Below are 25,686 nucleotides of genomic sequence, written 5' to 3' on the forward strand. Positions count from 1 at the left end.
TTCGAAAAAGGACCAGCCGTGTCGGAAGACAAGAACAAGAAGATGGTGACCAGGGATGTGACGGTCCACTACGGGCAGAAGCAGGCTCTGAACGGCATCAGCCTCGATATCAAGGAGCGTCAGGTCACCGCGCTCATCGGTCCGTCCGGCTGCGGCAAGTCCACCTATCTTCGCTGCCTCAACCGAATGAACGACACGATCGAGAGCGCCAAGGTCGGCGGCAAGATCATGCTCGATGGTGAGGACATCTATGACCCTGATCTCGACGTGGTCGAACTGCGGGCCCGCGTTGGCATGGTCTTCCAGAAGCCGAATCCCTTCCCGAAGTCGATCTGGGAAAACGTCGCCTACGGACCGAAGATTCATGGCCTTGCCAAGAACAAGACCGAGCTCGAGGAAATCGTCCATACGAGCCTCAAGCGCGCCGGCCTCTACAAGGAGGTGAAGGATCGTCTCGATGAGCCCGGCACGGGCCTTTCCGGCGGTCAGCAGCAGCGCCTCTGCATCGCCCGTGCGATCGCCGTCGAGCCGGAGGTCATCCTCATGGACGAGCCCTGCTCGGCGCTCGACCCCATTGCGACGGCGACGGTCGAGGAACTGATCGACGAGCTCAAGCAGAACTATACCATCGTCATCGTCACCCACTCGATGCAGCAGGCCGCCCGCGTCAGTCAGGTGACGGCGATGTTCCATCTCGGCGATCTGGCGGAGGTGGATGACACCGAGAAGATGTTCTCGAATCCCGAGGACAAGCGCACGCAGGACTACATCACCGGCCGTTTCGGCTGATTCTGGAGCAAGCGGCCGGCCGAACACCCGGCAAGGCCGCGGCAGACGTCCAAACCATTCAGGGAGGCCTTCATGGCTTCGCATATCGTGTCGTCCTATGAAGACGAACTGAAATACATCGTTCGCCGCATCTCCGAGATGGGCGGTCAAGCCGAGCGCATGCTGGAACAGGCGGTGACCGCCCTCGTTCGCGGCGATGCGGGGCTTGCACAGTCGGTGATCGCCGACGACGTCATGCTGGATTCGGCCCAGCGCGAGGTCGACGAAAAGGCAATCATGACCATCGCCAAGCGCCAGCCCATGGCGATCGATCTGCGCGAGATCGTCGGTGCGATCCGCATCTCGAACGATCTCGAACGCATCGGCGATCTTGCCAAGAACATCGCCAAGCGCGTTCTCGCGGTCCATCACCACGCCCAGCCGAGCCAGCTGGTACGCGGCATAGAGCATCTGTCGGAACTCGCGGTCGACCAGCTGAAGGACGTGCTCGACGCCTATGGCGAACGCGATCACGAGCGGGCGATTGCCGTGCGCGACAAGGACGAAGAGATCGACGCGGTCTACACCTCGATCTTCCGCGAACTCCTCACCTATATGATGGAGGATCCGCGCAACATCACGTCCTGCACGCATCTTCTGTTCAGCGCAAAGAACATCGAGCGCATCGGCGACCACGCGACGAACATTGCCGAGACGATCTACTATATCCGCACGGGTGAAGAGATGAAGCCGGATCGGCCTAAGGGTGATCGGTCCGCGACCGTCACTCAGAAGAGCGTCGAGGAAGCCGTGGAAGGTGCTACGGGATGAGCCTTCGTGTGACCGTGGTGGAGGACGAGGAGGCCCTCGGTGTGCTCCTCCGCTACAATCTTGAAGCCGAGGGCTACGAAGTAGAGGTGATCGCCCGCGGCGACGAGGCCGATCTGCGGCTCAAGGAGGACACGCCAGACCTTCTGGTTCTCGACTGGATGCTGCCGGGCCTGTCGGGCGTCGAAATCTGCCGCCGGGTGCGCCAGCGCCCCGACACGGCCCAGCTGCCTGTCATCATGCTGACGGCCCGTGGCGAGGAAAGCGAGCGGGTTCAGGGGCTTTCGGTCGGTGCTGACGACTATGTGGTGAAGCCGTTTTCGATGCGTGAATTCACGGCCCGCGTGAAGGCGATGCTTCGTCGCACGAGTCCTGAAAAGATTGCGAGCCTGCTTACGGCCGGTGATCTCGAACTCGATCGCTCCGCCCACCGCGTACGGCGCTCGGGACGCGAGCTGAAGCTCGGACCAACGGAATTCAAGCTGCTCGAATTCTTCATGCAGGCGCCCGGTCGCGTCTTTACCCGCGAACAGCTGCTCGACGGCGTCTGGGGCCGAGACATCTATGTCGATGAGCGGACGGTGGACGTTCATGTCGGCCGGCTGCGCAAGGCGATCAACCGGGTGCGAGACCGCGATCCGATCCGCACGGTACGCGGCGCCGGCTATGCGCTCGACGAGCAGTTTCTCGCTGGCAAGACAGCGCCGTCTCGTTCGAAGCTGAAGGAAGCGGCAGGGTAGGGCGCCTTCGCTTTCGCTTCCTGCTGAAAGCGTATCACCGAAGTTCATCGGCCGATCGCGAAACGTCATGCCTGGCTGATATTGCGCCGTGGTAAGTCCGGAGAACAGGGTCGGCGCGGGCGCTGCGCTCGCTGTTCTTCGATGGAGTTCGCAGGATGACTGCTTCCTCACCTTTTCACGGGCTGTCCGCCTTTCCGATCACCCCTGCTGACGGTGAGGGGCGCGTCGATACGGAACTCCTCGGCCGGCTTCTGGAACGGATCTGCGCGTCCGGCGCGGACTCGATCGGGCTCCTCGGCAGCACCGGCACCTATGCCTATCTCTCGCGCGCAGAGCGCAAGCGCGCCGTCGATGCGGCTGTCGAATGCGTTGGGGGCCGCCTTCCGGTGATCGTCGGGGTCGGTGCGCTCAGAACCGACGAAGCGCAGGCACTCTCCCGCGACGCCGAAGCGGTAGGCGCGGATGCACTGCTGATGGCGCCGGTCTCCTATACGCCGCTGACGGAAGAGGAGGCTTATCAGCACTATCGTACGGTGGCCGGTTCGACGGGGCTCGATCTCTGTATCTACGATAATCCGAGTACAACGCATTTTTCTTTCAGCAACGATCTCGTGAAACGGCTTTCCAAGGTCGATCGGATTGTTGCTGTGAAGCGCCCGCCCGCCGTTGACGGTGATTTCGATGGCGAGATTGCCGCGTTGCGGTCGCGAACTGGGCTTTCGATCGGCTACAGCGCGGACTGGACGATCGTCCCGGCCTTTCTCGCAGACGCCGATGCCTTCTACAGCGTCATTGGAGGCACGATGCCGGACCTGGCGGTGCGTCTCGCTGCGGCTGCCCGCTCCGGACAAACCGAGCAAGCACGCCGGCTCGACGCGGCCTGCGCGCCGCTTTGGGATGTCTTCAAGGCCTATGGCAGCTTGAGGGTGATGTATGTGCTGCTCGATATTCTCGGATTGGGCGAGGCCGATCTGCCACGTCCGCTGCTGCCGCTCGGTTTTCCCGAGCGGCGCCGTATCGAAAAGGCGCTGGAAGCGCTTCCAGCCTGACGTCTTGATGGCAATGCGTTATGCCGCGCCATGCCTGCTGCCGTGGAAATGATGCACCGGACCGTTGCCCCCGCCCACTGAAAGCGTGTCCGCCTCGGCGATCGCCGCGCCGATATAGGCTTTCGCTCGCCGCGCGGCCTCGATCGGCGTGAGCCCGAAGCCGAGGCCCGTCGCGAGAGCCGAGGAAAGGGTGCAGCCGGTGCCATGCGTGTTCTTCGTCTCGGTTCGCGGTGCACGCAATTCGAACGTCTCGTCACGCGTGACCAAAAGATCGGTCGCCTCGTGGTCACCCGGCAGGTGCCCGCCCTTCATCATCACCGCCGTGCAGCCGAGTGCGAGGAGCAGTTCGCCCTGCCGTCGCATGCCGGCGATGTCATTGGCCGTTTCCTGACCGAGGAGGTCCCCCGCTTCCGGCAGGTTCGGCGTCAAGACTGTCGCGCGGGGTAAAAGAAGTTCACGCAGTGCCGCCACAGCTTCTTCCGCCAGCAAGCGGTCGCCGCCTTTCGCGACCATCACGGGATCGAGGACGACTGGCGCGTCGATTGTCTTGAGGACATCGGCCACCGTCCGAACCGTTTCGACATCGCCGAGCATGCCGATCTTGATCGCGTCGATACGAATATCGTCCCGGATCGCCACGATCTGCGCACTGATCATGTCCGGTGCGACGATGGTAAACCCGCGAACGCCCTGGGTGTTCTGTGCTGTCAGTGCGGTTATGGCGGCCATAGCGTAGCAGCCATTGGCCGAAATCGCCTTGATATCAGCCTGTATGCCTGCGCCGCCAGATGGGTCCGAGCCTGCGATGGAAAGGATATTGGGGATCATCGGGGCCTTCGGCTGATGAGGAATAAGATTGAACGCATGTCCGAGGGCTTCTGCCACAAATTTCGTCATCCATCATCTTGAGTGCAAGTCCCTGATAAGGAATGTGTCCGATAATGCGCGCCGGGCGCAGCGCGATCCTGCGTAGCGCCTTTTTCCATTTGGTTCGTTATATCAAATGCCGGATGCGAGGGGACGTTGGATGGCGGAGAGATCACTGGGAGAGACGGTGTTCGCAGACGACATCGAGAGCGCGCTCCAGAACGAATCGAAAGACATCGCTGGCGCGGTCTTCGATCTTGCGCCTGTCCCACTCTGGCTAGAGGACTTCAGCGGTGTCAAAAAAGTGCTCGACCACTGCCGGCAAGATGGGGTCGTGTCGCTGCGCGAGCATCTGAAGGAACATCCGGAGATTGCCGCAGAAGCCGCGCGTTCCATTCGTCTGATTGCCGTCAACGACAAGGCGATCGATGTTTTCGAGGCTAACAACTTCCAGCATCTCAAAGCCAATCTGTCGACCGTCTTCTCGGGCGACATGTTCGAGACTCACATGGCCGAGCTCATACAGCTCTGGGAAGGCAATGGGGGCTTTGAGAGCCATGGCGTCAACTACACGCTGACCGGCCGGCGGCTGGACGTGCAGGTGAAAGGCCGCATTGTGCCTGGCTACGAGAGCGACTGGAGCCGCATGCTCGTCTCGACCGAGGACGTGACCGAGCGCGAGGTCGCCCTGCGGCGGCTTGGGCGCAGCGAGGAGTTTGCGCGCGGCCTTTTCGAGCACTCCCCGATTTCCCTCTGGGTCGAGGATTTCAGCAGCATCAAGGAGCTGCTCGACGACGCACGCATGCGCGGCGTCGAGGATTTCCGCACCTTTCTCGACGTGCATCCCGAATTTGTCGAGCGCTGCATGAGTGAGATTCACGTCGTTGATGTGAACCGTCACACCATTAAAATGTTTGCCGCAAGGGACACGAACGACCTTCTCTCCAGGCTGACGGAAGTCTTTCGCGACGACATGCGCCCGCATTTCAAGGAACAGCTGGTCGAACTCTGGGCCGGCACGCTATTCCAGTCCCGCGAAGTCGTGAATTATACGCTCGAAGGCGAGACGCTGAATCTTCACATGCAGTTCTCGGTCTTCCCGGGTCATGAAGAGGACTGGTCGCTGGTGCTAGTGGCGCTCACCGATATCACTGCGCGCAAGAAGGCCGAGGCCTATCTCGAATATCTCGGCAAGCACGATATCCTCACCAAGCTGCACAACCGCTCGTTTTTCGACGACGAACTGAACCGGCTAGAGCGGCGCGGCGTGTCGCCGGTAACGGTGATCGTCGCCGATCTCAACGGCCTGAAGAGCGTGAACGACAGTCTTGGCCATGCCGCTGGAGACGCACTTTTGCGACGGGCTGGCGAAGTTCTGCGGGAAACCGTGAAACGGCCCTACCAAGTTTCGCGCGTCGGTGGCGACGAATTCATCATCTTGATGCCGTCGGCGGACGAGGCGGAAGGCCGGCACCTCATCGCAGAGATTGAGGAACTGATCGACATCAACAACCAATTTTACAGCGGCTCGACCCTGTCTTTTGCCATGGGGCTTGCGACAGCTCGCACGGGAGAGCGGCTGGAAGAAACTGCCCAGCGAGCCGATCAGGCGATGTACGAGGCGAAGAGCGCCTTCTATTCCGATCCTACGCGCGAGCGTCGGCGCTGACCGACGCTCTTCGGTGACGTTTCAGGCATATTCATAAGGCCCGCCGCGCTTCAGCGCCTGGCGGTAGGCGTCGCGTTCGTGAATGCGGGTGAGGAAGGCTCGCAGCTTCGGGCGGTCCTGATAACCGAAACGCTTGCCGGCGGCTTCGACCGGGAAGCTCATCATGATATCGGCGACGCTCATCTTGGGGCCGGCGAACCAGCCGCTCCCCCCGATCGCGTTCTCCCAATGATCGAGATGGTTGCGGATCTCGGGCGCGACGAGAGAGCTTTCTACCTTTTCCATGGCCATCGAAAGCATCGACTTCACGAAGAACGGCGCACGTTTTGGGATCATGTTCAGGACGAGCATGAGAAAAAGCGGCGGCATCGCCGAGCCTTCGGCGTAGTGGAGGAAGTGCCGTGCTTGCCAGAAGTCGTCGGTATTCTCGGCCGGCATCAGACCGTGATCCGTTTTCAAGGACAGGATGTATTCTATGATCGCGCCGGTTTCCGCGATCGTACGATCCTCATGCGTGATGACCGGCGATTTCCCGAGAGGATGGATCTTTCGCAAGGCTTCCGGCGCGCGCATGTCCGGTTCGCGCTGATAATGCCTGACGTCGTAGTCGAGACCGAGCTCCTCGAGGAGCCAGAGCACGCGCTGAGAACGGGAATTGTTCAGGTGATGGACGGTAAGCTTTTCGCTCATGCCGCGTTCTGTGTGGTCGAGCGCACCATGGTCGAGTAGATCGAGCCGGCATCCTGGAAACCGCGAATCGTGTTCACCGTTTCAGGATCGCGCAAAAGGCGTGCCACCTTGGACAGGGCCTTCAAATGATCAGCGCCGGAATTTTCCGGCGCGAGCAGAAGAAAGACGAGATCGACGGGTTCTTCATCGAGCGCATCGAAGTCGACGGGCTTCTGGAGGCGCGCGAAGATGCCGGTAATCTGCGCCAGATCGGCTAGCTTCCCGTGCGGGATCGCGATGCCGTTGCCGACACCGGTCGAACCCAGCTTTTCCCGATTGAGGATCGTTTCCAGAATTTCTCTTTCCGGGCGACCGATCAGCTCAGCGGCTTTGGCCGCCATTTCCTGCAGGACCTGACGCTTCGACGTCGCCTTGAGCCCGGGCAAGATTGCCGCCGGCTCGATGAGCGATTGAAATTCCATGGAAACGACCTCTCGTGTTCTCTGGAGCAAGCTCGTTCAAGAACCTTGCCCGTTCCTCACGCGTCGCGTGCGTAGGTCGAGGGGTCGACCCAGCCTACATTTCCGTCGGTGCGGCGAAAGACGATGTTGATATCGCCCGAATTGGCGTTTCGGAAGAGAACGAGCGGACCATCTTGACGGTCGAGCTCCATCACCGCATCCGCAACCGACCGGGTGCCGACATTGAGGGTCGTCTCGGCGATGATCGCCGGTGCGTAATCCTCCGGGACCTCCTCGGTCTCTTCCGGGATGGCTTCCATGATCTGATAGGCGAGCGTCTTGTGCCCGCCATTGGCATGATGGTCCTTCAGACGGCGCTTGTAGCGGCGCAGACGCTTGTCTAGCTTTTCAGAGGCCTCGACGAAGCTGGTTTCCGGATCGTGGGTCTGGCCCTGGGCCTGGAAGACCACGCCGGTATCAAGATGGATCACGCAATCGCAGGAATAGCGGCTTCCGTCCTTGGCGACGACGACCGTCGCGGAATAATTGCCGTCGAAATATTTGTCGACGGCTTCGTTCAAGCGGTCTTCAATTCGGGTCCGAAACGCCTCGCCGACTTCCATGTGCTTGCCCGAAACACGTACAGCCATAACGCTATCCTTTTCGCATTCTCTCCGACATCCGCGGACCTCTTTCGAAGCCCCACGAACCACTGGCGCAAGGACACCCTAGACGCTTTTTTCCGTCCCTGCATCCTTGCAATATAGGGACCTTCCGGAGGTGGCGCCTTCTATGAAGGCCCTTTGGGGATGTCAACGTGCGAGATAGTGAGTCGGTTCAGCCTGTTACGGCGGCGCACTGTCTTACGATGCGAGGCGCCGCGCATTGAGCTCACGCCGGCGTTGGATCGAAGACGGGATCGACTGAGCCTCCCGGTATTTCGCCACCGTGCGGCGGGCGAGATCGATCCCCTCCTTATTGAGGATGGCGGCGATATCGTCATCGGAGAGAATCTTGCCCGGGACTTCGGCGTCGATCAGTCGCTTGATGCGCAATTTGACGCTTTCGGCCGAATGGGCATCGCCGCCGTCGGCCGCCGCGATCGCGCGGGTGAAGAAGAAACGCATTTCAAAGACGCCGCGCGGCGTCGAAATGAATTTCATGTTGGTGACACGGCTGACGGTCGATTCGTGCATGCCGATGGCTTCGGCGACCGAGGCCAGGGTCATCGGCTTCATGCCGCTGACGCCGTTTGCGAGGAAGCCGCCCTGTCGTTTCACGATCTCCTCGGCGACCTTCATGATCGTCTGGGCGCGGCTCTCGAGCGCCCGTTCGAGCCAGCTTGCCGATTGGAGGCATTCGGAGAGGAAGCTCTTGTCCTCGTCCGTTGTCGCATGCTTGCGCACGCGCTTCAGATAGGTCCGGTCGGTGAGGACACGGGGCAGGGTATCGGGATTGAGCTCCACGACCCAGCCGCCTTCGCCGTCCGCATTGATCAGCACGTCCGGTTCGACGCCTTCGCCGCCTTTGCCATCGAAGGCGTGGCCCGGCTTGGGATCGAGCGATTTGATCTCGGCGAGAATATCAAGAAGGTCGTGATCGTCTTCGCCAGTCAGCCTGCGCAGCGCAGCGAAGTCGCGATTCGCAAGCAGCTCGAGATTATCGATGACCTTGGCGATGACCGGATCATAGCGGTTCCGGCGCTTCAGCTGGATCGCCATGCAGTCCTTGAGGTTGCGTGCGAAGAGACCGGCAGGCGAAGCCTCAGTCTGAAGTTTTACAAGTACAGCGCGCGTTCGCACGGGATCGAATCCGTTGGATTTCGCGAATTCATCCGCGTCGCAGCGGCAATAGCCATTCTCGTCAAGTTCGTCGGCGAAAGCTTCGGCGATCGCGCGGGTTTCATGGCCTCCTGCGATATCGCGCGCCTCGTTGAGGGCATGGCCAAGGAGGGAAATCTTGTCGTCGGCGACATTGGCAAAGCCGGTGTCGGGACCACTAAACTGTTGCCCGGACCCTGACGAGCTACCGAAACGCCCTGTATGGGAAATGCCTGAAGGCGCATCCACCGGCGGCGGGCCGTCCTCGGATTGAATCGATTTCACCAATGGCTTGGCTGGCGCCATGGCGAGAAGAGGGTTGCGCTCAACCTCCGACTCGAGAAACGTCTTCAGCTCGCCATGGCCGTACTGAAGAAGGCGGATCGACTGCAGAAGCTGCGGCGTCATCACCAGCGATTGGCTCTGCCGGAACTGAAGTTTAGCCGCTAGCGCCATAAGCTTGGTTCGACCCGAGGTCCTGAACGCCGCTCTGGTACACAATTGCTTTTCCGCGCTCGAAGCGGCTTTCGTCGCACGGCAGGCCTATAAGAAAGCGCGACCCGGCTAACAATGTCAACGCGAGCCGGGAGCATCGCCGCGCAATTAAAAACTAAATTGGTCGCCAAGGTAAAAGCGTCGAACGTCCGCGTTGTCGACGATTTCCTGCGGATTGCCGTGGGTCAGAAGGGCGCCCGCATGCATGATGTAGGCCCGGTCGATGAGGCCAAGGGTCTCTCGGACGTTATGATCGGTGATCAGAACGCCAATGCCCCGGCGGGTCAGATGGCGCACAAGGGCCTGGATATCGGCGACCGCGATCGGATCAACGCCGGCGAAGGGTTCGTCGAGCAGCATGAAGGTCGGCTTCGAGGCGAGCGCGCGGGCGATCTCGCAGCGCCGCCGCTCGCCGCCTGAGAGGGAGGTCGATGGCTGCTTGCGCAGATGGTCAATGTGGAACTCCTCGAGCAGCGAGGTCAGTTCTTCTTCACGCTTTGCCTTGTTCGGCTCGGAGACTTCCAGCACTGCCCGGACATTGTCCTCGACGCTCAGACCGCGGAAGATCGAAGCTTCCTGCGGCAGATAGCCGATGCCGAGTCGTGAGCGCCGGAACATCGGCACCTTCGTTACGTCGAAGCCGTCGAGCATGATTGCGCCCTCGTCCACGGGAACAAGGCCGGTGATCATGTAGAAACAGGTCGTCTTGCCAGCGCCGTTTGGTCCGAGCAGCCCTACGGCCTCGCCGCGCCTGACCGACAGGCCGACCTGATCGACGACCCTGCGGCCGCGATAGGTCTTGGTCAGGCCGGAGGCCGTCAGAATGCCGAGGCCGCTCGCCTCGGAACCAAGGCCGTCAGCGCTCTCCTGCTGGTCGGCCGAGGCGCGCATTTCGATGTCCGTATGTTCCTGCAAGATCAGTTCGAGTCTTGGCCTGGGGTGAGCATCATGCGAACCCGGCCGCTGCCGCTGCTCCCACCGTCGCAATTGCTCGATTCGAGCCGGGCCTGACCTGTGTCCATCTGGATTGTCAGGCGGCAGCCCTCGGCGACGTTTTCCCCCTGGCTGAGAACGACGTCACCCGTCATGACGACGACATTGCTCGCCATGTCGAACGAGGCCCGCTCCGCCGTCGCGACCTGATCCTGCGACTTCACATAGACCTTGTTGGAGGCTTCGAGGCGTTCGATCGAACTCGACCCGCCCGGCAGGTTCGAGCCGCCGGTTGAAGTGCTCTGCCCGTTACCGCCGCCACTGTTGTTATAGTGGACAATCAGCTTGCCCGTGCGCAGCTGGGTCGGGCCCTGTGCGACGGAGACATTGCCTGTAAAGGTCGCGATCGCCGCTTTGTCGTCGACGTCGAGCGTGCTCGACTCGATCGAGATCGGCTGGTTGCCGTCGAGCTGGAGCCCGGTGAAATTACTACCGAGACCGCCCTCTTGTGCCGTTGCAGGCAGAGAAAGCATGACAGCAGCGCCCGCGATGAGCGATGTGGAAATGGCCGCATTCAAGACGCGCATGTTTATTGGTCTCCAGTCTCGATTGGCGCCGCTTCCGCCAGACGCGGGTCTTCGGTTTTCGTTTTACGGGACATCATATCGGCGGAAGCTGGATTGAGCTTCATCGAGACGCCACCGGAGAACCGGATCTTGTCGCCGTTATCGCTGAGAGACATGCCGTTCGCGCGGATTTCCTGGTCGGCAGTCTTGATGTGAACAGGCTCCTCGGTTGTCAAGGTTCCCGCAGTGAGATCGATGCCGGCGGACTGCATCTCCACCTGAAGGCCGTCGTCGGTCTTGATGCTCATTCCGCCAGTCAGATTGAGTAGCTGGTCATTCGGATCATAGTGGCCGGCAGATGCACGGATGACGGCGTTGGTCTTGTCGCTGACGGCGACTTTCGCGTCGATGCCTTCCAGATCGATCGCGCCGCCGGTGATGGCCTGCATCGCTTTCTGGGCTACGAGTTCGAAGGGCCTGTCGTTGGAATCGACGCCGGACATGCGCGGATCGTCCATCACGACCCTACCGTCCTCGATCGATGCGCCACTGATCCGCACGTCGTCGGGGATGGCGCGCGCGATTACCGTCACGCCAATCCCGCCGAGAACGATGAGACCGCCGATCAACGGCAGAACGACCTTCAGCATGCGGACGCGCTTGCGCGAACGTACTGCACGCTCGAATTCGCGCTTCATCGCGGGGCTTAATTCCCGCGTGTCGCCGCCGGCCTCAGGGGCTTGCGCGATCTCGTTCTTGCTGTGGCTATCCGTCAAATCAGATATCCCCTCGCGTGTCTCAAAGCTCGTCGGCGCATAAAGATGAGCGCCATAACCGGCGCTACATCGCCAACCTTTACGGGGTTTGTGAGGCAGAACGGGATTATAGGCGTCTTGGCGTATCTTTGCGAGTCTTGGCGGCTACTCTTGCATATCCTGATAAACGGAGCACCGCAGCCTCAAAGCCTCTCGACTTGCCCGAAGGAAGCATGATGTCGGAAGATGCTTCACATCCAATGCGTTAGCGGCAAAGTTGGCGCCGCAGCGTCTGAGCCTCCTGAAGACGATTTTTGCTAAAAACCGCATGGGCATGTCGTCAGAGCGAAATCCGGCTTGCTGCGCGCTACCCCTACCGCGCAAATTCGCAGCTTCTCAAGTTTTGACGGACCGGCTCGTTAGAATGCGTCGTAAATGCCGCTTTACAAGACGGTGCGGCTGGATGCAGGACAAACCGAACCACACACATGGGACGGCACCCAAACGAGGAGCGCTCCGCATTGTCCGACACAGACAGCCTCATTGATCGGCGATCGCTCAGGCGCAAGCTGACCTTCTGGCGGGTCGCCGCAGTGCTGGCGGTCATCTTCGCCGTTGCGATCGGTGTTCTCACCAATCTCGGCAATCAGCCAGTGGGAGATCAGATTGCGCGGGTCTCCATCGAGGGCATGATCACCGAAGACCGCAAGATGCTGGAGCTGTTGGACAAGCTTAGAACCGAGGACGCCGTCCGTGCGGTCGTCGTGCGGATCGACTCGCCCGGTGGAACCACGGTCGGAGGCGAGTCGCTCTACGAAGCGGTGCGCAAGATCGCGGAGGTCAAGCCGGTAGCCGCCGAAGTCGGAACGCTCGCTGCTTCTGCCGGATACATGGTGGCCGCCGCGACCGATCATATTGTCGCGCGTCGCACTTCTATCGTCGGCTCCATCGGCGTCCTCTTCCAGTATGCAAATGCCTCGGAGCTTCTGGACAATATCGGCGTGAAGGTGGATGCGGTTAAATCCTCGCCGATTAAGGCCGAGCCGTCACCGTTCGGCCCGCCGCCGCCAGAGGCTTTGGAGATGATCGATGACCTGATCATGGACACCTACGACTGGTTCCGGGATATCGTCGCCGAGCGTCGTGGTCTGTCGCGTGCCGAGTTGAACGCCGTCGACGACGCATCGGTTTTTTCCGGACGTCAGGGGATGCAACGTAAGCTCGTCGATGCGATTGGCGGCGAGGAATCGGTGCGCCAATGGCTTGAAGAGGAACGGGAAATTCCCGCGGGGCTCAAGATTGTGGAGCGTGAGCCGGAAGATGAGGACGCGCCGTTTTCTTTTCTCTCGGCGAGTATTTCCGCACTTGGAACTTCATTCGGCCTTTCCGATGGCTCGATTCCGGCCTCAATCCGCGCTTTGAAGCTTGACGGATTGGTGTCGCTCTGGCAGCCTTCAACTTAAAGTGAACTCTCTGATTTCCAGTTTGAGAGGTCGTTTCCGGGGCGCCCCTTTGCTAAGCGCGAGCGAAACGAATTAAAGGATTTACATCGTGATCAAATCGGAACTGGTCCAGGTCATCGCGAACCGGAATCCGCATCTCTATCAGCGGGATGTGGAAACGATCGTGAACGCCATCTTTGACGAGATTACCGAGGCGCTCTGCGAGTCCAATCGTGTGGAGCTTCGTGGGTTCGGGGCGTTTTCCGTGAAAAACCGTCCGCCCCGCACGGGCCGCAATCCCCGCACCGGCGAAGCTGTCGAGGTCTCGGAAAAGTGGGTTCCGTTCTTCAAGCCTGGCAAGGAACTGCGCGAGCGCCTGAACGACGCTTGATCCCGGCTCGGTCTTGGCCGGTCTTTGGTGGAGCCGGCGACTAAGCGTATCCATCAATCGACAATACTATCTTGCCCTGCATCGGTGCCTGCCCGCGATCGCCTGTGCTTCACTGCTATACGGCCCAGGTCGTCCGAATGCCTGTGTTCTGCGGTGGGGCGATGGTCTCCATCATCTTTGGCGGCACCTTTCCCGAGCGATGCAATTGACAGACCGGCCTGCGGCGGCATTTCCTAAGCCTTGGGCGCGGTGACTCGTTTGATTTCTCCGCGGCCGTGAACCGAATGCCCGCCAAGGGATGTGGAGAGTCTAAGAAATGATAGCCCGGGTCCTGACCGTCGTCGTCCTGCTTCTCGTCGCCATTCCCATCGTGACGTTCTTGGTGATCAATCGCGGGCCGGTCGACCTCACGCTCGATCCGTTTGGCACCATGCCACAATTCACGTTCGCGATCCCGCTCTCGCTGATCATGATCTCGGCGGCGCTGGTTGGCGTCGTACTCGGCTGCATCTTCACCTGGATATCCGAGGGCACCTATCGGCGCGATTCCTGGCGCCGGAAGTTCGAAATGGAAAAGATGGAGCGGGAAAAGAAGGAGCAGGCCGAGGCTCTCAAGCGTCTGCGTCAGGAGCGTGTCGAACGGGCGGGCAACGAGGGTGGCAATTCCCAGCAGCCGTCGATCGCAGGCGCACCGACCGCGTCGTCGCGGATGATCCAGGCGCACTGACCCGCTCTTCGCTTTCACAGATATTCTGTCGGGTCTCGCCCCAGCAGCGCCCTCCGATAAAAACGAGCAGCAAAGCAAAGCCCGGCGATCCATCGGATGCCGGGCTTCCTTTTTGTCTGCTGGCTGAAAAGGCCTTGGCTCAGGCGCTGACAGTTTCGCCTTCGACCTTTGCGTCTCCGCCTGCAACCCGTTTGGCGAAGCAATCGAAGAATTCCGACGACAGCTTCTTCGCTGTCGAATCGATGAGGCGTCCGCCGAGCTGGGCCATCTTGCCGCCCACCTGGGCGTCAACCTGATAGGTCAGGATTGTCTCTTCGGGGCCGGCCTCTTCGAGATGGACGTCCGCGCGGCCCTTGGCGAAGCCGGCGATGCCGCCCTTGCCCTCGCCGACGATCGAATAGCTCTCCGGCGCATTGATGTTTTCCAGTCGTACATCGCCTTTGAACGAGACCTTCATGGGGCCGATCTTGACCTTGACCGTCGCGTTCATCGTGTTGTCGTCGTTCAGTTCGAGGCTCTCGCAGCCCGGAATGCACTGGCGGAGCGTCTCCGGATCGTTAAGCTCCTTCCACACCGTCTCGCGGCTGGCAGGCAAGCGATATTCGCCCTTGAGTTCCATGAGTTCCTCCCGATCAAGATTTCACTGCGACAGCATCATTTGTCGCACCCAGGCCTAGTTTCTCCTCTTTGTCCGCTTTGCCAAGGGCAAAACCAGCGTTTATGCAGCGCGTTGAACCAAAGAATGACATCGGCCCCAATAGAAAAGGCGGTGAGCGCGTGGCGCGTGGACGCGGGAAATCAGAGGCGAAACCGGGGCGTACCAAGGACCGTCGGTCGGGCGGCGATCGCGGCTCTCGGACGCGGGCTTCGGTCGAGAAGTCGAACACACGTGCTCAGCCGAAGGCCGAAGCCGGGCCTCTTCCGCGCGAGCGGATCGATATCCCGGCTGCCGTGGGCGATCGGCCAGAACTTGCCGCTCCAGTCATCCTGACAGTTGCGCCGACCGACGACTATTCCCTGCTCGATTCCGGTGCCGGCGAAAAGCTGGAGCGCTACGGTCCGCTCACGATCCGGCGTCCCGAAAACCAGGCGATCTGGCCGAGACGCCAAAGTGAAGCCGATTGGGACCGCGCCGATGCGATTTTCACAGGCGACACAGACGAGGAGGGCACCGGGCGCTGGCGCTTCACGGGCGAAGCACTCGGCGAGACCTGGCCGCTTGCTTACGATGGGCTTGCCTTCCACGGACGGTTCACGAGTTTCCGCCATACCGGTGTCTTCCCCGAACAGGCAGCCCATTGGGCCTTCGTTGATGAAACCGTACGCGCGGCGAAGCGGCCGGTGAGACTTCTCAATCTCTTCGGCTATACGGGGCTGGCCTCGCTGGTCGCGGCGCGGGCCGGCGCCGAGGTGACCCATGTGGACGCCTCCAAAAAGGCGATCGGCTGGGCGCGCGAGAACCAGGCGTTGGCGGAGATGGAGGACGCGCCGATCCGCTGGATCTGCGAGGATGCTGTCAGGTACTGCGAACGCGAAGTGAAGCGCGGCAATCGCTATGACGCGATCCTTCTCGACCCACCGAAATTCGGGCGCGGGCCGAAGGGCGAAGTCTGGCAGATACTCGAAGACCTGCCCTATCTCCTCGGCCTCGTTCGCATGCTTTTGTCGGAAAAAGCTCTGTTCGCGATCCTCACGGCCTATTCTATCCGCTCCTCCTTTTATTCGCTCGCCGAGCTGACCCGCGAGGAATTTCGCGGAATGGGCGGTCGGATTGAGGCCGGCGAACTCCTCATTGCCGAAGACGGCGCGGACGCGCGGCTTCTCTCCACATCCCTCTTTGCACGCTGGACAGCCTGACGATGAACACCGGACATGACGCACCAAAGCGCAGTGTCTCCGCTCCCGGTCGGGTGAAGGAGATTTCGAGCACGGCCAATCCGATCGTCAAGGATATCCGCGCGCTCGTTCAGAAAAAGCATCGCGACGAGACCGGGCTGTTTCTCGCCGAAGGATTGAAGCTGGTTATCGACGCGCTCGATGCCGGCTGGGAGATCGAGACCCTCGTCGTCGCGCGCGCCGCGCAGGACAGCGCTCTGCTGCAAAAGACGGCCTCCCGCACGGTGGCCCTCGGCGCTGATCTCATCGAGGCCAATCACAAGGTTCTGGAAGCGATCACCCGCCGCGACAACCCGCAGAACGCCGTCGGCGTCTTCAAAAAGAAGACGGTTCCGCTCGATAGGCTCGCTCCAAAGCCGACCGAGGTCCTGGTTGCCCTCGACCGCGTGCGCGATCCCGGCAATCTCGGCACAATCATGCGGACGGCCGATGCAGTTGGTGCGAAAGGCGTCGTCCTCGTCGGCGAGACGGTCGATCCATTCTCGCTGGAGGCCGTGCGTGCCACCATGGGCTCGATCTTCGCAGTGCCGGTATCGCGTGTCACGGAAGCGGCGTTCATCGAATGGCGGACTGGCTGCAAGGCGCCGCTGATCGGCACCCATATGAGCGGGGCGACCGATTACCGGATGCCGGATTACGGGTCCAAGGGCAGCGTCCTCGTCATGGGTAACGAGCAGGCCGGTCTCACCGATGCGCTCGCGAATGCCTGCGACACGCTCGTGCGAATTCCGCAGGTCGGACGGGCCGATAGCCTCAATCTCGCCGTAGCCACGGGTGTGATGCTGTTCGAGGCAAGGCGCGAAATTCTGGAGTTATGATGCCGTCGCGAAATCTCGTTCTGGTCAACATCACCCTCGTCGTCCTCGCCGTCTTCCTCGACCAGGCGGTGAAGGCGCTCGTCGTCATGACGATGGAGCTCGGCCGGGAAATCCCGCTCCTGCCATTTCTTTCGCTGCTCCATGCCCGCAATACCGGGATCGCGTTCTCGATGTTCGCCGGCACCGGCCCGCTAGGTCTTGCTCTTCTCGCGGGCACGGTGCTCGTTGGCGTCCTCTACCTTTGGGTGAAGACGCCGGCGGATCGAAAGCTGACCCATTTCGCGCTTGCCATCGTTGTAGGCGGCGCGATCGGCAATCTCATCGACCGGCTCGTTCTGGGCTATGTCGTCGACTATGTGTTCTTTCATACGCCGCTCTTTGAATTCGCGGTGTTCAACCTCGCCGACAGCTTCATCAGCGTGGGCGCACTCCTGATCGTTCTTGACGAAATTCTGCTGACCCCGATGCGCGAGCGCCGGATGAAGCGGGAGAGCGCTGCCGATTGACTTCGGGCCGCAATGCCCTTCCTCCCCGGATAAGAAGGAAACCGCGAAAACAAGGGAGGGCGATCCATGGCCGATACGTTCCGGGCAGTGCTGATCAGCCGCGACGAGGACAAGAACCAGTCGGTCGAGATGACCGAGCTGAGCCCCGACGACCTGATGGAGGGTGATGTCGACATCCGCGTCGAAGCTTCCACCGTCAATTACAAGGATGGCCTCGCGATCACCGGCAAATCGCCGATCGTGCGCAAATGGCCGATGATCCCCGGCATCGATCTCGCGGGCGAGGTGATCGAGTCCCGCAACAAGGAATGGAAGCCGGGCGACAAGGTCGTGCTCAATGGCTGGGGCCTCTCCGAAACCCATTACGGTGGATATTCCGAGCGCGCCCGCGTGAAGGGCGAATGGCTGGTGAAGCTGCCGGACGCCTTCTCCGTGAAGGAGGCCATGGCGATCGGCACGGCCGGCTATACGGCGATGCTTTCGGTGCTGGCTCTGGAAGATGCAGGGTCAAAGCCCGAGGATGGCCCAGTCATCGTTTCGGGCGCTACCGGCGGCGTCGGCTCGGTCGCCGTCTCGGTTCTCTCCAAGCTCGGCTGGGAGGTGATCGCCGTCACCGGTCGGTCCTCGGAGTCGCAGTATCTGAAGGACTTGGGCGCCTCGGAAATCATGGACCGTGCGGAGCTGTCGGAGAAGGGCAAGCCGCTGGAGAAAGAACGCTGGGCGGCAGGTGTCGACTGCGCGGGTTCCCACACGCTGGTCAACATGCTCGGCGGAACGAAGCGTCACGGTAGCGTGGCAGCTTGCGGTCTCGCTCAGGGCTTCGACCTTCCCGCAACCGTGATGCCGTTTATCCTCAGGGGTGTCTCGCTGCATGGTATCGACTCGGTGATGGCTCCCAAACCCCGCCGCGAACAGGCCTGGCAGCGCTTGGCGAGTGATCTCGACAAGGCCAAGCTGAAGGAAATCTCCTCCGAGGTTTCGTTCGATCAGGTCATCGATACGGCGAAATCGCTGATCGACGGCGAGGTGCGGGGCCGCGTCGTCGTCAATATCTGATCTGCCGTCGAAAGCGTCTGGAATCACCTTGCAGCGCCGCCTATGAAAACGGCGGCGCTGGCATTTATGCCCGGCATTGAAATCCGCTCTTGCCATAGCCACTCTGCGTTGAGAGACGGGAACGCGCGGCGGCGTCATTTGTTTATCACGGTCAGAATGCGAGTGGACAACCGTCATTGGAATTTCGCCAAGGCGAGCTAATCTTGCCGCGACATTTCTATGGGGTGGGATTGATAAAGATGGCTGCAATCGCTGACACTGCATGGACGACGCCGCTCACAAGAAGTGGCGGCGAGCCCCCTCAGTTTCCCGGCGCCGGCTTTCTCAAGCGCGGCGTCCCGGCGAAGATCATGCATCTTGCGACCCGCTTCGATCCCAACGGCCCGGTTCTTGGCCGCATCGGCTCGCTGGAGGTTCGGCTTGCCCGTTCGCCCATGGAGGTGAAAGCCGCCCAGCAGCTGCGCTACCATGTCTTCTATGAAGAGATGAGCGCGAAGCCTTCTCGGGTTCAGCAGCTGACCCGGCGCGACAAAGACGGGTTCGACCGCTACTGCGACCACCTCCTCGTTATCGATCAAGACCGGACCGGTCCGATCGCGGACCGCATCGTAGGGACGTATCGCTTGATGCGCGAAGCCGGTGCCCGGCTCGCCGGCGGCTTCTACACGGCCGGCGAATTCGACATCGCGCCGATGCTGGCCCGCCATTCCGGGCGCCGGTTTCTCGAACTTGGGCGGTCCTGTGTTCTCAAGGATTATCGCGGAAAACGGACGGTCGAACTGCTGTGGCAAGGCATCTGGGCTTATGTGATCGCCCACGATATCGACGTTCTCTTCGGTTGCGCCTCGATTGAAGGCACGGACCCGGAGAAGATTGCCAATTCTCTAGCCTTCCTGCGCGAGGCTGCTCCGGCGCCGGCGGAATGGCACGTGCGGGCCCATGCGAGCCGCGGCACTTTTGCCGACGACGCGGCGCTCCCGATCGATCCCAAGCGGGCGCTTGCCGGCCTTCCGCCGCTGCTCAAGGGCTATCTCCGGCTCGGCGGCTGCATCGGCGAGGGAGCAGTGGTGGACAAGCAGTTCGGGACGACGGACGTCCTGATCGTATTGCCACGCGAGCGCATCAATCCGCGCTACGTCAACCACTACGGCACTGATGCAGGACGTTTTGCGGCTTGACCGTGTGAGAGACCGTTCGAGTTATTCGCCGTAGAAGCAGCGATAGGCGACATAGGCATCGCCAATGCCGCGTGAGCGGTATTGGTTGCGCCACCGGTTGGCATCTCCGCGCGAGCCGGGACCGATCGCGACAACCCACATGCCTCTGCCCGCATTCGGACTGTCCGAAGAGTCGAGCCCCCAGGCCGAGCCGCCCACCTGATTGGCGCGTCGGTTGGCGGCGTTGAAGCTCGAAAAGGCGCCGGCAAAGGCAAAGTAACCGCAGCTGTCGGCGGCGTGAGACGGCGTGGCGACAAAAGCGGCGCTGCCGAGAGCCGCGGCGAAGATCCAATGTTTCAACATCGTACCACTATCCTTCCTTGGCCCCAGGCAGAAAGGATGCCTCGGCTTGTGACGCAAGGCAAGCTCCTAACAACGCTCACTTTTCGCGCAGGATGTAATCTGCTCTTAAGCTCATGAGCATTTTTTCACTGGTGAGCCTAATTTTTGTTCACTTGGGTCGCGTGCCGATCTAAAAGTCAGCTGCGCAGAAGTTCGGCAACGGCTATGCGGCAGTGCAAAATGGGCTATGGCACGACGCTTGCCTTCTCTCCTGTAACCCCGCCGCGACGAGCGGGAGATCACGCAGGAGAGAGCTTACATGAATTCACCGAAGAATTGGCTGAAGCGTTTGGGAGCCGCCGCTCTCGTTGGCTCCGCCATTGTCACCGGCGCCTTCGCGCAGGATTCCTCCGGCGAAGCGCCGAGCGGCGAGCCGATCAAGGTCGGCGTCCTTCACTCGCTGTCGGGCACGATGGCGATTTCGGAGACGACGCTCAAAGACGTCATGCTGATGCTGATCGAGGAGCAGAATGCCAAGGGCGGCGTGCTCGGCCGGCCGCTCGAAGCCGTCGTCGTCGATCCGGCCTCCGACTGGCCGCTCTTTGCCGAACAGATGCGCCAGCTCGTCTCGCAGGACGAGGCGGACGTCGTCTTCTGCTGCTGGACGTCCGTGTCGCGCAAGTCGATCCTGCCCGTCGCCGAAGAGCTGAACACCGTCGTCTTCTATCCGGTGCAGTTCGAGGGTGAAGAGTCCTCGCGCAACATCTTCTACACCGGCGCGGCGCCTAACACCCAGGCGATCCCGGCCGTCGACTATCTGATGGAAGAAGGCGTCGAGCGCTGGGTGCTGGAAGGCACCGACTACGTCTATCCGCGCACGACCAACAAGATCCTCGAGCAGTATCTGAAGGACAAGGGCGTCGCTGCCGAGGACATCCTCGTCAATTATACTCCGTTCGGTTTCTCCGATTGGCAGACTGAAGTCTCGCGCATCAAGGAATTCGGCTCATCCGGCAAGAAGGCCGCCGTGGTCTCGACGGTCAACGGCGATGCCAACGTGCCGTTCTACAAAGAGCTCGCCAACCAGGGCATCGAAGCGACCGATATTCCGGTCGTCGCCTTCTCGGTGGGTGAGGAAGAACTCGCCGGCATCGATACGGGCCCGCTGGTCGGCCATCTCGCCGCCTGGAACTACTTCATGAGCGTCGATACGCCCGAGAACGAGGACTTCATCGCCAAGTGGCATGAATTCATCGGCAGCGAAGACCGTGTCACCAACGATCCGATGGAAGCCCATTACATCGGCTTCAACATGTGGGTGAAGGCCGTTGAAGAGGCCGGTACCACCGATGCGGACGCCGTCATCGACGCTCTGCCGGGCATCGAGCAGGCCAACCTGTCGGGCGGCACCTCCGTCATGGGCAAGAACCACTACATCTCCAAGCCCGTCCTGATCGGCGAGATCAACGACGAAGGTCAGTTCGACATCGTTTCGGAAACCGATGACGTCGTCGAAGGCGATGCGTGGTCCGACTTCCTGCCGGAATCCAAGGTGCTGATGGCCGATTGGACCGATCCGATCAATTGCGGCAACTACAACACCGACACCGAAAGCTGCGGTGGTGCGGGTGCCGAGGCTCCGTCGGAAGAACCGGCGGCCGAAACGGACGAGACCTCGACGAACTAAGTCGTCGCTATCTCGAAGATAGACGCGTCAATTTCCTCCCAAGACTGACGCGTATCTGGGCGGCCACTCGGGCACCATGGGGTGGCCGCCCACTTGAAATGACCGAAACCACTTGGCTCGTTGCTTCATGATCACCTTGATCCGCAGGCTTGCCGCGTTCATGTTTTGCGCGGCCCTGTTCTCTGTGTCGGCAAACCTCGCGAGCGCGCAGGATGCCGTACCTGCCGAGGAGCCATCCTCTGCCGCAAGTGCTGAGCAAGCCGCACCGGAACCGGCCGCGATCATTCAGGACTTCGGCGGCAAACAGAGCTACGACGACACCGAAGAGGTGATCTCACGCCTCGCGGCGACCGGCGATCCGGCGGTCGCCCGCGCGCTTCGGGCGCTCCGCGAGGGCGATCTCTATTGGCGCGAGAGCGATGAAGCTGTCTTCATTGCGGCTCGTGAAGGCGACAACTACGCTCTGACAGATCCCTATACCGGCGAGGACGTCGGCACCGCTCCTCGCGGCGATATGAAAAAGGTCCGCGTCAAGAATTCGATCCGCAACGCCGTGACCGGCGCGCTCGGCTCGCTGACCCTCAGATCCGACAATCCCGCTCAGCGCATGCGCGCGGCCAATACGCTGTTCGGCGAAGCGAACCCGGACATGATCGAGCCGCTCGACGCGGCGATCGAAGCCGAAGAGGATCCATCGATACGCTCCGCCATGGAGCAGGCCCGTGCCGCCGCGATCCTGCAATCGGATCGACCCGACGAGGAAAAGGCGGAGGTCACGAGCGTCCTCGCCCAGCGCGGCGACCGGCAGGCCCAGACCTATCTCAATGCCTTTGCGGCCTCCACCGAAGACGACGCGGCGCGGGTCGCCGCCACTTCGGCAGTCGCGCAGATCCAGTCCAACATCAACTTCTGGAATCAGGCGCAGAACATCTGGTACGGCCTCTCCCTCGGCTCGGTGCTGCTTCTCGCCGCGATAGGCCTTGCCATCACCTTCGGTGTGATGGGCGTCATCAACATGGCCCATGGCGAGATGGTGATGCTGGGCGCCTACACGACCTTCGTCGTGCAGGATCTGATCCGCACCCATACGCCGGACCTGTTCGCGTGGTCGCTGGCGATCGCCCTGCCGCTCGCCTTCCTGGTTTCCGGCCTCGTCGGGCTCATCATGGAGCGCGGGCTCATCCGCTTCCTTTACGGGCGACCGCTTGAAACCCTGCTCGCAACCTTCGGCGTCTCGCTGATCCTGCAACAGGCCGTCCGCACGATCTTCGGCCCGACGAATCGCGAGGTCGGCAATCCCGACTGGATGTCTGGCGCCTTCGAGGTTGGCCTGATGTCGGTGACCTGGAACAGGCTCTGGATCATCATTTTCGCGCTGGTCGTCTTTGCGGGCCTGCTGCTCGTTCTCAACAAGACCGTGCTCGGCCTTCAGATGCGGGCGGTCACCCAGAACCGGCAAATGGCTTCCGCCATGGGCATCCGCACGCCCTGGGTCGATGCGATGACCTTCGCGCTTGGCTCCGGAATTGCAGGCATCGCGGGCGTCGCGCTCAGCCAGATCGACAACGTGTCTCCCAATCTCGGCCAGGGCTACATCATCGACAGCTTCATGGTCGTTGTCTTCGGCGGGGTCGGTAATCTCTGGGGTACGCTCGTCGGCGCCATGAGCCTCGGCGTCATCAACAAGTTCCTCGAGCCGTATGCCGGCGCGGTTCTCGGCAAGATCGTCGTGCTCGTGATCATCATCCTCTTCATTCAAAAGCGGCCTCGCGGCCTGTTCGCGCAAAAGGGACGCTTCGTCGACGCATGATTTTCGCCAAGTATCTCGGGCCGCGTGTCTGGTTCCTCGTCGTGTTGCTTGTCGCGGCCGCGATTCTGGTACCGATGGCAAGCCTTTGGCTCCCGCGCTCCCATCCGTTGCATGTACCATCCTACGCCGTGCCGCTGATCGGCAAATATATCTGCTACGCGCTGCTCGCCCTCTCGCTCGATCTCGTCTGGGGCTATCTCGGCATCCTCTCGCTCGGCCACGGGGCCTTCTTCGCGCTCGGCGGCTATGCGATGGGCATGTATCTGATGCGGCAGATCGGCTCGCGCGGCGTTTATGGTGACCCAGTCCTGCCGGACTTCATGGTCTTCCTGAACTGGCAGGAACTGCCTTGGTACTGGTATGGCTTCGACCAGTTCTGGTTCGCGGCATTGATGGTGATGGTCGCGCCGGGCCTGCTCGCCTTCGTCTTCGGCTTCTTCGCTTTCCGATCGCGCGTCACCGGCGTCTATCTTTCGATCATCACCCAAGCGATGACTTACGCCCTGCTGCTCGCCTTCTTTCGAAACGACATGGGCTTTGGCGGCAATAACGGCCTCACCGACTTCAAGGATATTCTCGGCTTCTCGATTCAGGCGCCGGAAACCCGAGCATCGCTGTTCGCCGCAAGCTGCATCGCGCTCGCACTCGGCGTCATCGTGGTCGGAGCGATCACGCGATCCAAGCTTGGCAATCTGATGATCGCGGTCCGCGATGCCGAAAGCCGAACGCGCTTCATCGGTTGGCGACCGGAATATGTGAAACTCTTCGGCTTCACGGTGTCTGCCGTGATGGCGGGAATCGCGGGTGCTCTCTACGTACCCCAGGTCGGCATCATCAATCCGGGCGAATTCGATCCGGTCAATTCGATCGAGATCGTCGTCTGGGCCGCCGTCGGCGGGCGCGGAACGCTGATCGGCCCGATTCTCGGTGCGCTTCTCGTCAATTATGGCAAGACGATCTTCACATCGATCGCGCCCGAATTCTGGCTTTTTGTTCTGGGTGGGCTCTTCGTCTTCGTGACCATCTTTCTGCCGCGCGGGATCATCGGGACGATCGATCATGGCTGGAACGGATGGAAAGAGCGGAGGGCGTCGAAGGAACGTGAAAAGGGCGAGGGGACGACCGAGCCCGCGCCAAGCCCGGCGGAATGACCATGACCGACCATTTCACAGCACGCCGGGAAGCGGCCGAACAGGCCAAGACCCTGGAAGAACCCCAGGGCCAAGACGATACGACTGCAACTCAAGAAGCGACAGGCGGGGGCCTGAGCGCTCCGCCGGCGACAGAACCGGATGCGGACGAGGGGCCAATGGCCGCGCCGGAATGGAAGTCGCCGGCGGACGCGGCTTCGCCCGATTTTGCTCCATCCGCTCCGCAAATCTCGGAGAGCGACGGAGAACCGGTACCCGTTGAAGAGCCGGTCGTCTCGCCACATCCTTATGCAACCCAGCTTCGCAACGAGCGTATCGAAAAGGAAAAGCGGCTCGGCGCCCGCCGCGAGACGCTTCTCTATCTCGACGGCGTCAACAAGACCTTCGACGGCTTCAAGGCGATCAACAATCTTTCGCTCGTCGTCCAGCGCGGCGAAATGCGCGCGATCATTGGCCCTAATGGTGCCGGTAAGACGACGATGATGGATATCATCACCGGCAAGACGCAGCCCGATAGCGGCGATGTCTATTTCGCCGGGGATGTCGATCTTACGAAATACGACGAGGCGGCGATCGCCTCCATGGGCATCGGTCGCAAGTTCCAGAAGCCGACCGTCTTCGAGAGCCTGACGATCGAGGATAATCTCCGGCTTTCGATGGACGGTTCGCGCTCCGTCCTGAAGACGCTGTTTCATCGCAAGAGCGGCAGGGAGCGCGATCTGGTCGAGAATATTCTCGAAGAGACGCGGCTCAAAGACAGGCGTCACGCGAGGGCCGCCGAACTTTCCCACGGCCAGAAGCAGTGGCTCGAGATCGGCATGCTTCTCGCCCAGGACCCCGAACTCCTTCTCGTCGATGAGCCGGTCGCCGGCATGACGGACGCCGAAACGGAAGAGACCGCGCGCCTCCTGCGCAAGATTTCCGAGACGCGCTCGGTCGTCGTGGTCGAGCACGACATGCATTTCGTGCGCATGCTCGGCGTAAAGGTGACCTGCCTGCACGAGGGTACGGTTTTGTCTGAAGGATCGCTCGACCATGTCTCGAACGACGAGCGCGTGATCGAGGTTTATCTGGGCCGATGAT

At 61.2% G+C, this 25,686-nt stretch carries 27 protein-coding genes; 17 read left to right on the forward strand and 10 right to left on the reverse strand.

Translation table 11 applies throughout. The features are described 5' to 3' along the window. Window positions 1-42 precede the first annotated feature (42 nt). The 4 genes from pstB to ABRA89_RS16765 all read left to right on the forward strand — a co-directional run bounded on the left by pstB (window position 43) and on the right by ABRA89_RS16765 (window position 3,385). Window positions 43-789 (forward strand): phosphate ABC transporter ATP-binding protein PstB, encoded by a 747-nt coding sequence (gene pstB / locus ABRA89_RS16750; RefSeq protein WP_349942667.1) that lies wholly within the window; start codon window positions 43-45, stop codon window positions 787-789. A gap of 72 nt (window positions 790-861) precedes the next feature. Continuing rightward, on the forward strand, window positions 862-1,599 hold the full coding sequence (gene phoU / locus ABRA89_RS16755) for a phosphate signaling complex protein PhoU (protein ID WP_349942636.1): 738 nt from the start codon (window positions 862-864) through the stop codon (window positions 1,597-1,599). After that, complete coding sequence (gene phoB, locus ABRA89_RS16760) at window positions 1,596-2,336, forward strand: phosphate regulon transcriptional regulator PhoB (protein ID WP_349942637.1); 741 nt, start codon at window positions 1,596-1,598, stop codon at window positions 2,334-2,336. Before phoU ends, phoB begins: the two co-directional genes overlap by 4 nt. Window positions 2,337-2,491: 155 nt before the next feature. Further along, window positions 2,492-3,385: a dihydrodipicolinate synthase family protein gene (locus ABRA89_RS16765; protein ID WP_349942638.1), complete on the forward strand. Its 894-nt coding sequence runs from the start codon at window positions 2,492-2,494 to the stop codon at window positions 3,383-3,385. An 18-nt stretch (window positions 3,386-3,403) separates the two neighbouring features. Here ABRA89_RS16765 and thiD read toward each other — a convergent pair whose 3' ends face one another. Beyond that, on the reverse strand, window positions 3,404-4,213 hold the full coding sequence (gene thiD, locus ABRA89_RS16770) for a bifunctional hydroxymethylpyrimidine kinase/phosphomethylpyrimidine kinase (protein ID WP_349942668.1): 810 nt from the start codon (window positions 4,211-4,213) through the stop codon (window positions 3,404-3,406). 199 nt (window positions 4,214-4,412) lie between these two features. Here thiD and ABRA89_RS16775 point away from each other — a divergent pair, with 199 nt between their 5' ends. Then, window positions 4,413-5,921, forward strand: a complete 1,509-nt coding sequence (locus ABRA89_RS16775) for a sensor domain-containing diguanylate cyclase (protein WP_349942639.1) — start codon at window positions 4,413-4,415, stop codon at window positions 5,919-5,921. Between the two features lie 21 nt (window positions 5,922-5,942). Here the strand turns inward: ABRA89_RS16775 and ABRA89_RS16780 are convergent, their stop codons facing one another. The 7 genes from ABRA89_RS16780 to lptC all read right to left on the reverse strand — a co-directional run bounded on the left by ABRA89_RS16780 (window position 5,943) and on the right by lptC (window position 11,641). After that, window positions 5,943-6,611, reverse strand: a complete 669-nt coding sequence (locus ABRA89_RS16780; protein ID WP_349942640.1) for a glutathione S-transferase family protein — start codon at window positions 6,609-6,611, stop codon at window positions 5,943-5,945. After that, a complete protein-coding gene (gene ptsN / locus ABRA89_RS16785; protein ID WP_349942641.1) occupies window positions 6,608-7,072 on the reverse strand; it encodes a PTS IIA-like nitrogen regulatory protein PtsN in 465 nt (154 codons plus the stop codon). The genes ABRA89_RS16780 and ptsN overlap by 4 nt, the downstream gene beginning before the upstream one ends. 56 nt (window positions 7,073-7,128) lie before the next feature. Beyond that, window positions 7,129-7,701, reverse strand: a complete 573-nt coding sequence (gene hpf / locus ABRA89_RS16790; RefSeq protein ID WP_349942642.1) for a ribosome hibernation-promoting factor, HPF/YfiA family — start codon at window positions 7,699-7,701, stop codon at window positions 7,129-7,131. A gap of 213 nt (window positions 7,702-7,914) precedes the next feature. Further along, window positions 7,915-9,327 carry an RNA polymerase factor sigma-54 gene (rpoN, locus tag ABRA89_RS16795; protein ID WP_349942643.1) on the reverse strand — a complete coding sequence of 471 codons (1,413 nt, stop codon included), beginning with the start codon at window positions 9,325-9,327 and terminating at the stop codon, window positions 7,915-7,917. A gap of 147 nt (window positions 9,328-9,474) precedes the next feature. After that, window positions 9,475-10,257 (reverse strand): LPS export ABC transporter ATP-binding protein, encoded by a 783-nt coding sequence (gene lptB, locus ABRA89_RS16800; protein ID WP_349942669.1) that lies wholly within the window; start codon window positions 10,255-10,257, stop codon window positions 9,475-9,477. Window positions 10,258-10,283: 26 nt separating this feature from the next. Then, the gene (locus ABRA89_RS16805; protein WP_349942644.1) at window positions 10,284-10,886 is read right to left on the reverse strand and encodes an LptA/OstA family protein; all 603 of its coding nucleotides are present in this window, start codon (window positions 10,884-10,886) and stop codon (window positions 10,284-10,286) included. Window positions 10,887-10,888: 2 nt separating this feature from the next. Continuing rightward, on the reverse strand, window positions 10,889-11,641 hold the full coding sequence (gene lptC, locus ABRA89_RS16810; protein WP_349942645.1) for an LPS export ABC transporter periplasmic protein LptC: 753 nt from the start codon (window positions 11,639-11,641) through the stop codon (window positions 10,889-10,891). A gap of 500 nt (window positions 11,642-12,141) precedes the next feature. Here lptC and sppA point away from each other — a divergent pair, with 500 nt between their 5' ends. From sppA to ABRA89_RS16825, 3 genes are all read left to right on the forward strand, one after another. Beyond that, window positions 12,142-13,083, forward strand: coding sequence for a signal peptide peptidase SppA (gene sppA, locus ABRA89_RS16815; RefSeq protein ID WP_349942646.1), 942 nt, complete (start codon window positions 12,142-12,144; stop codon window positions 13,081-13,083). Window positions 13,084-13,171: 88 nt separating this feature from the next. After that, entirely contained in the window at window positions 13,172-13,453 is a 282-nt protein-coding gene (locus tag ABRA89_RS16820; RefSeq protein WP_349942647.1) for an integration host factor subunit beta, read from the forward strand. A 316-nt stretch (window positions 13,454-13,769) separates the two neighbouring features. Then, a complete protein-coding gene (locus ABRA89_RS16825) occupies window positions 13,770-14,180 on the forward strand; it encodes a LapA family protein (protein ID WP_349942648.1) in 411 nt (136 codons plus the stop codon). A 139-nt stretch (window positions 14,181-14,319) separates the two neighbouring features. On the opposite strand, the gene ABRA89_RS16830 is transcribed toward ABRA89_RS16825, so the two are convergent. Further along, on the reverse strand, window positions 14,320-14,799 hold the full coding sequence (locus tag ABRA89_RS16830; protein WP_349942649.1) for a CoxG family protein: 480 nt from the start codon (window positions 14,797-14,799) through the stop codon (window positions 14,320-14,322). 101 nt (window positions 14,800-14,900) lie between these two features. Between ABRA89_RS16830 and ABRA89_RS16835 the strand changes: the two genes are divergently transcribed. The 5 genes from ABRA89_RS16835 (at window position 14,901) to olsB (ending at window position 19,634) form a co-directional block, all read left to right on the forward strand. Beyond that, complete coding sequence (locus ABRA89_RS16835) at window positions 14,901-16,037, forward strand: class I SAM-dependent methyltransferase (protein WP_349942650.1); 1,137 nt, start codon at window positions 14,901-14,903, stop codon at window positions 16,035-16,037. Window positions 16,038-16,039: 2 nt separating this feature from the next. Continuing rightward, window positions 16,040-16,894, forward strand: coding sequence for a TrmH family RNA methyltransferase (locus tag ABRA89_RS16840; RefSeq protein ID WP_349942651.1), 855 nt, complete (start codon window positions 16,040-16,042; stop codon window positions 16,892-16,894). Next, window positions 16,894-17,400 (forward strand): signal peptidase II, encoded by a 507-nt coding sequence (gene lspA / locus ABRA89_RS16845; protein WP_349942670.1) that lies wholly within the window; start codon window positions 16,894-16,896, stop codon window positions 17,398-17,400. The genes ABRA89_RS16840 and lspA overlap by 1 nt, the downstream gene beginning before the upstream one ends. 66 nt (window positions 17,401-17,466) lie before the next feature. Further along, the gene (acuI, locus tag ABRA89_RS16850) at window positions 17,467-18,456 is read left to right on the forward strand and encodes an acrylyl-CoA reductase (NADPH) (RefSeq protein ID WP_349942652.1); all 990 of its coding nucleotides are present in this window, start codon (window positions 17,467-17,469) and stop codon (window positions 18,454-18,456) included. Between the two features lie 239 nt (window positions 18,457-18,695). After that, window positions 18,696-19,634 (forward strand): l-ornithine N(alpha)-acyltransferase, encoded by a 939-nt coding sequence (olsB, locus tag ABRA89_RS16855; RefSeq protein WP_349942653.1) that lies wholly within the window; start codon window positions 18,696-18,698, stop codon window positions 19,632-19,634. A gap of 21 nt (window positions 19,635-19,655) precedes the next feature. On the opposite strand, the gene ABRA89_RS16860 is transcribed toward olsB, so the two are convergent. After that, window positions 19,656-19,976 (reverse strand): SPOR domain-containing protein, encoded by a 321-nt coding sequence (locus tag ABRA89_RS16860; protein ID WP_349942654.1) that lies wholly within the window; start codon window positions 19,974-19,976, stop codon window positions 19,656-19,658. Between the two features lie 298 nt (window positions 19,977-20,274). Here ABRA89_RS16860 and urtA point away from each other — a divergent pair, with 298 nt between their 5' ends. From urtA to urtD, 4 genes are all read left to right on the forward strand, one after another. Further along, window positions 20,275-21,642: an urea ABC transporter substrate-binding protein gene (gene urtA / locus ABRA89_RS16865; RefSeq protein ID WP_349942655.1), complete on the forward strand. Its 1,368-nt coding sequence runs from the start codon at window positions 20,275-20,277 to the stop codon at window positions 21,640-21,642. Between the two features lie 127 nt (window positions 21,643-21,769). Further along, entirely contained in the window at window positions 21,770-23,452 is a 1,683-nt protein-coding gene (gene urtB / locus ABRA89_RS16870; protein ID WP_349942656.1) for an urea ABC transporter permease subunit UrtB, read from the forward strand. After that, the gene (gene urtC, locus ABRA89_RS16875; protein ID WP_349942657.1) at window positions 23,449-24,603 is read left to right on the forward strand and encodes an urea ABC transporter permease subunit UrtC; all 1,155 of its coding nucleotides are present in this window, start codon (window positions 23,449-23,451) and stop codon (window positions 24,601-24,603) included. Before urtB ends, urtC begins: the two co-directional genes overlap by 4 nt. A 314-nt stretch (window positions 24,604-24,917) precedes the next feature. Beyond that, a complete protein-coding gene (urtD, locus tag ABRA89_RS16880; protein WP_349942671.1) occupies window positions 24,918-25,685 on the forward strand; it encodes an urea ABC transporter ATP-binding protein UrtD in 768 nt (255 codons plus the stop codon). Window position 25,686: the final 1 nt, after the last annotated feature.

The organism is Fulvimarina thalattae, assembly GCF_040239565.1.
Taxonomy (GTDB): Bacteria; Pseudomonadota; Alphaproteobacteria; order Rhizobiales; family Rhizobiaceae; genus Fulvimarina.

Bases quoted from the DNA above. Each gene is read 5' to 3' on its own strand.
- hpf (WP_349942642.1), bottom strand. From the start codon at position 7,701: ATGGCTGTACGTGTTTCGGGCAAGCACATGGAAGTCGGCGAGGCGTTT.
- ABRA89_RS16780 (WP_349942640.1), bottom strand. From the start codon at position 6,611: ATGAGCGAAAAGCTTACCGTCCATCACCTGAACAATTCCCGTTCTCAG.
- thiD (WP_349942668.1), bottom strand. From the start codon at position 4,213: ATGATCCCCAATATCCTTTCCATCGCAGGCTCGGACCCATCTGGCGGC.
- urtA (WP_349942655.1), top strand. From the start codon at position 20,275: ATGAATTCACCGAAGAATTGGCTGAAGCGTTTGGGAGCCGCCGCTCTC.
- acuI (WP_349942652.1), top strand. From the start codon at position 17,467: ATGGCCGATACGTTCCGGGCAGTGCTGATCAGCCGCGACGAGGACAAG.
- ABRA89_RS16775 (WP_349942639.1), top strand. From the start codon at position 4,413: ATGGCGGAGAGATCACTGGGAGAGACGGTGTTCGCAGACGACATCGAG.
- ABRA89_RS16840 (WP_349942651.1), top strand. From the start codon at position 16,040: ATGAACACCGGACATGACGCACCAAAGCGCAGTGTCTCCGCTCCCGGT.
- ptsN (WP_349942641.1), bottom strand. From the start codon at position 7,072: ATGGAATTTCAATCGCTCATCGAGCCGGCGGCAATCTTGCCCGGGCTC.
- pstB (WP_349942667.1), top strand. From the start codon at position 43: ATGGTGACCAGGGATGTGACGGTCCACTACGGGCAGAAGCAGGCTCTG.
- ABRA89_RS16805 (WP_349942644.1), bottom strand. From the start codon at position 10,886: ATGCGCGTCTTGAATGCGGCCATTTCCACATCGCTCATCGCGGGCGCT.
- rpoN (WP_349942643.1), bottom strand. From the start codon at position 9,327: ATGGCGCTAGCGGCTAAACTTCAGTTCCGGCAGAGCCAATCGCTGGTG.
- ABRA89_RS16860 (WP_349942654.1), bottom strand. From the start codon at position 19,976: ATGTTGAAACATTGGATCTTCGCCGCGGCTCTCGGCAGCGCCGCTTTT.
- ABRA89_RS16830 (WP_349942649.1), bottom strand. From the start codon at position 14,799: ATGGAACTCAAGGGCGAATATCGCTTGCCTGCCAGCCGCGAGACGGTG.
- lspA (WP_349942670.1), top strand. From the start codon at position 16,894: ATGCCGTCGCGAAATCTCGTTCTGGTCAACATCACCCTCGTCGTCCTC.
- phoU (WP_349942636.1), top strand. From the start codon at position 862: ATGGCTTCGCATATCGTGTCGTCCTATGAAGACGAACTGAAATACATC.
- lptB (WP_349942669.1), bottom strand. From the start codon at position 10,257: ATGCGCGCCTCGGCCGACCAGCAGGAGAGCGCTGACGGCCTTGGTTCC.
- urtB (WP_349942656.1), top strand. From the start codon at position 21,770: ATGATCACCTTGATCCGCAGGCTTGCCGCGTTCATGTTTTGCGCGGCC.
- urtC (WP_349942657.1), top strand. From the start codon at position 23,449: ATGATTTTCGCCAAGTATCTCGGGCCGCGTGTCTGGTTCCTCGTCGTG.
- olsB (WP_349942653.1), top strand. From the start codon at position 18,696: ATGGCTGCAATCGCTGACACTGCATGGACGACGCCGCTCACAAGAAGT.
- ABRA89_RS16835 (WP_349942650.1), top strand. From the start codon at position 14,901: ATGCAGCGCGTTGAACCAAAGAATGACATCGGCCCCAATAGAAAAGGC.
- ABRA89_RS16825 (WP_349942648.1), top strand. From the start codon at position 13,770: ATGATAGCCCGGGTCCTGACCGTCGTCGTCCTGCTTCTCGTCGCCATT.
- phoB (WP_349942637.1), top strand. From the start codon at position 1,596: ATGAGCCTTCGTGTGACCGTGGTGGAGGACGAGGAGGCCCTCGGTGTG.
- ABRA89_RS16765 (WP_349942638.1), top strand. From the start codon at position 2,492: ATGACTGCTTCCTCACCTTTTCACGGGCTGTCCGCCTTTCCGATCACC.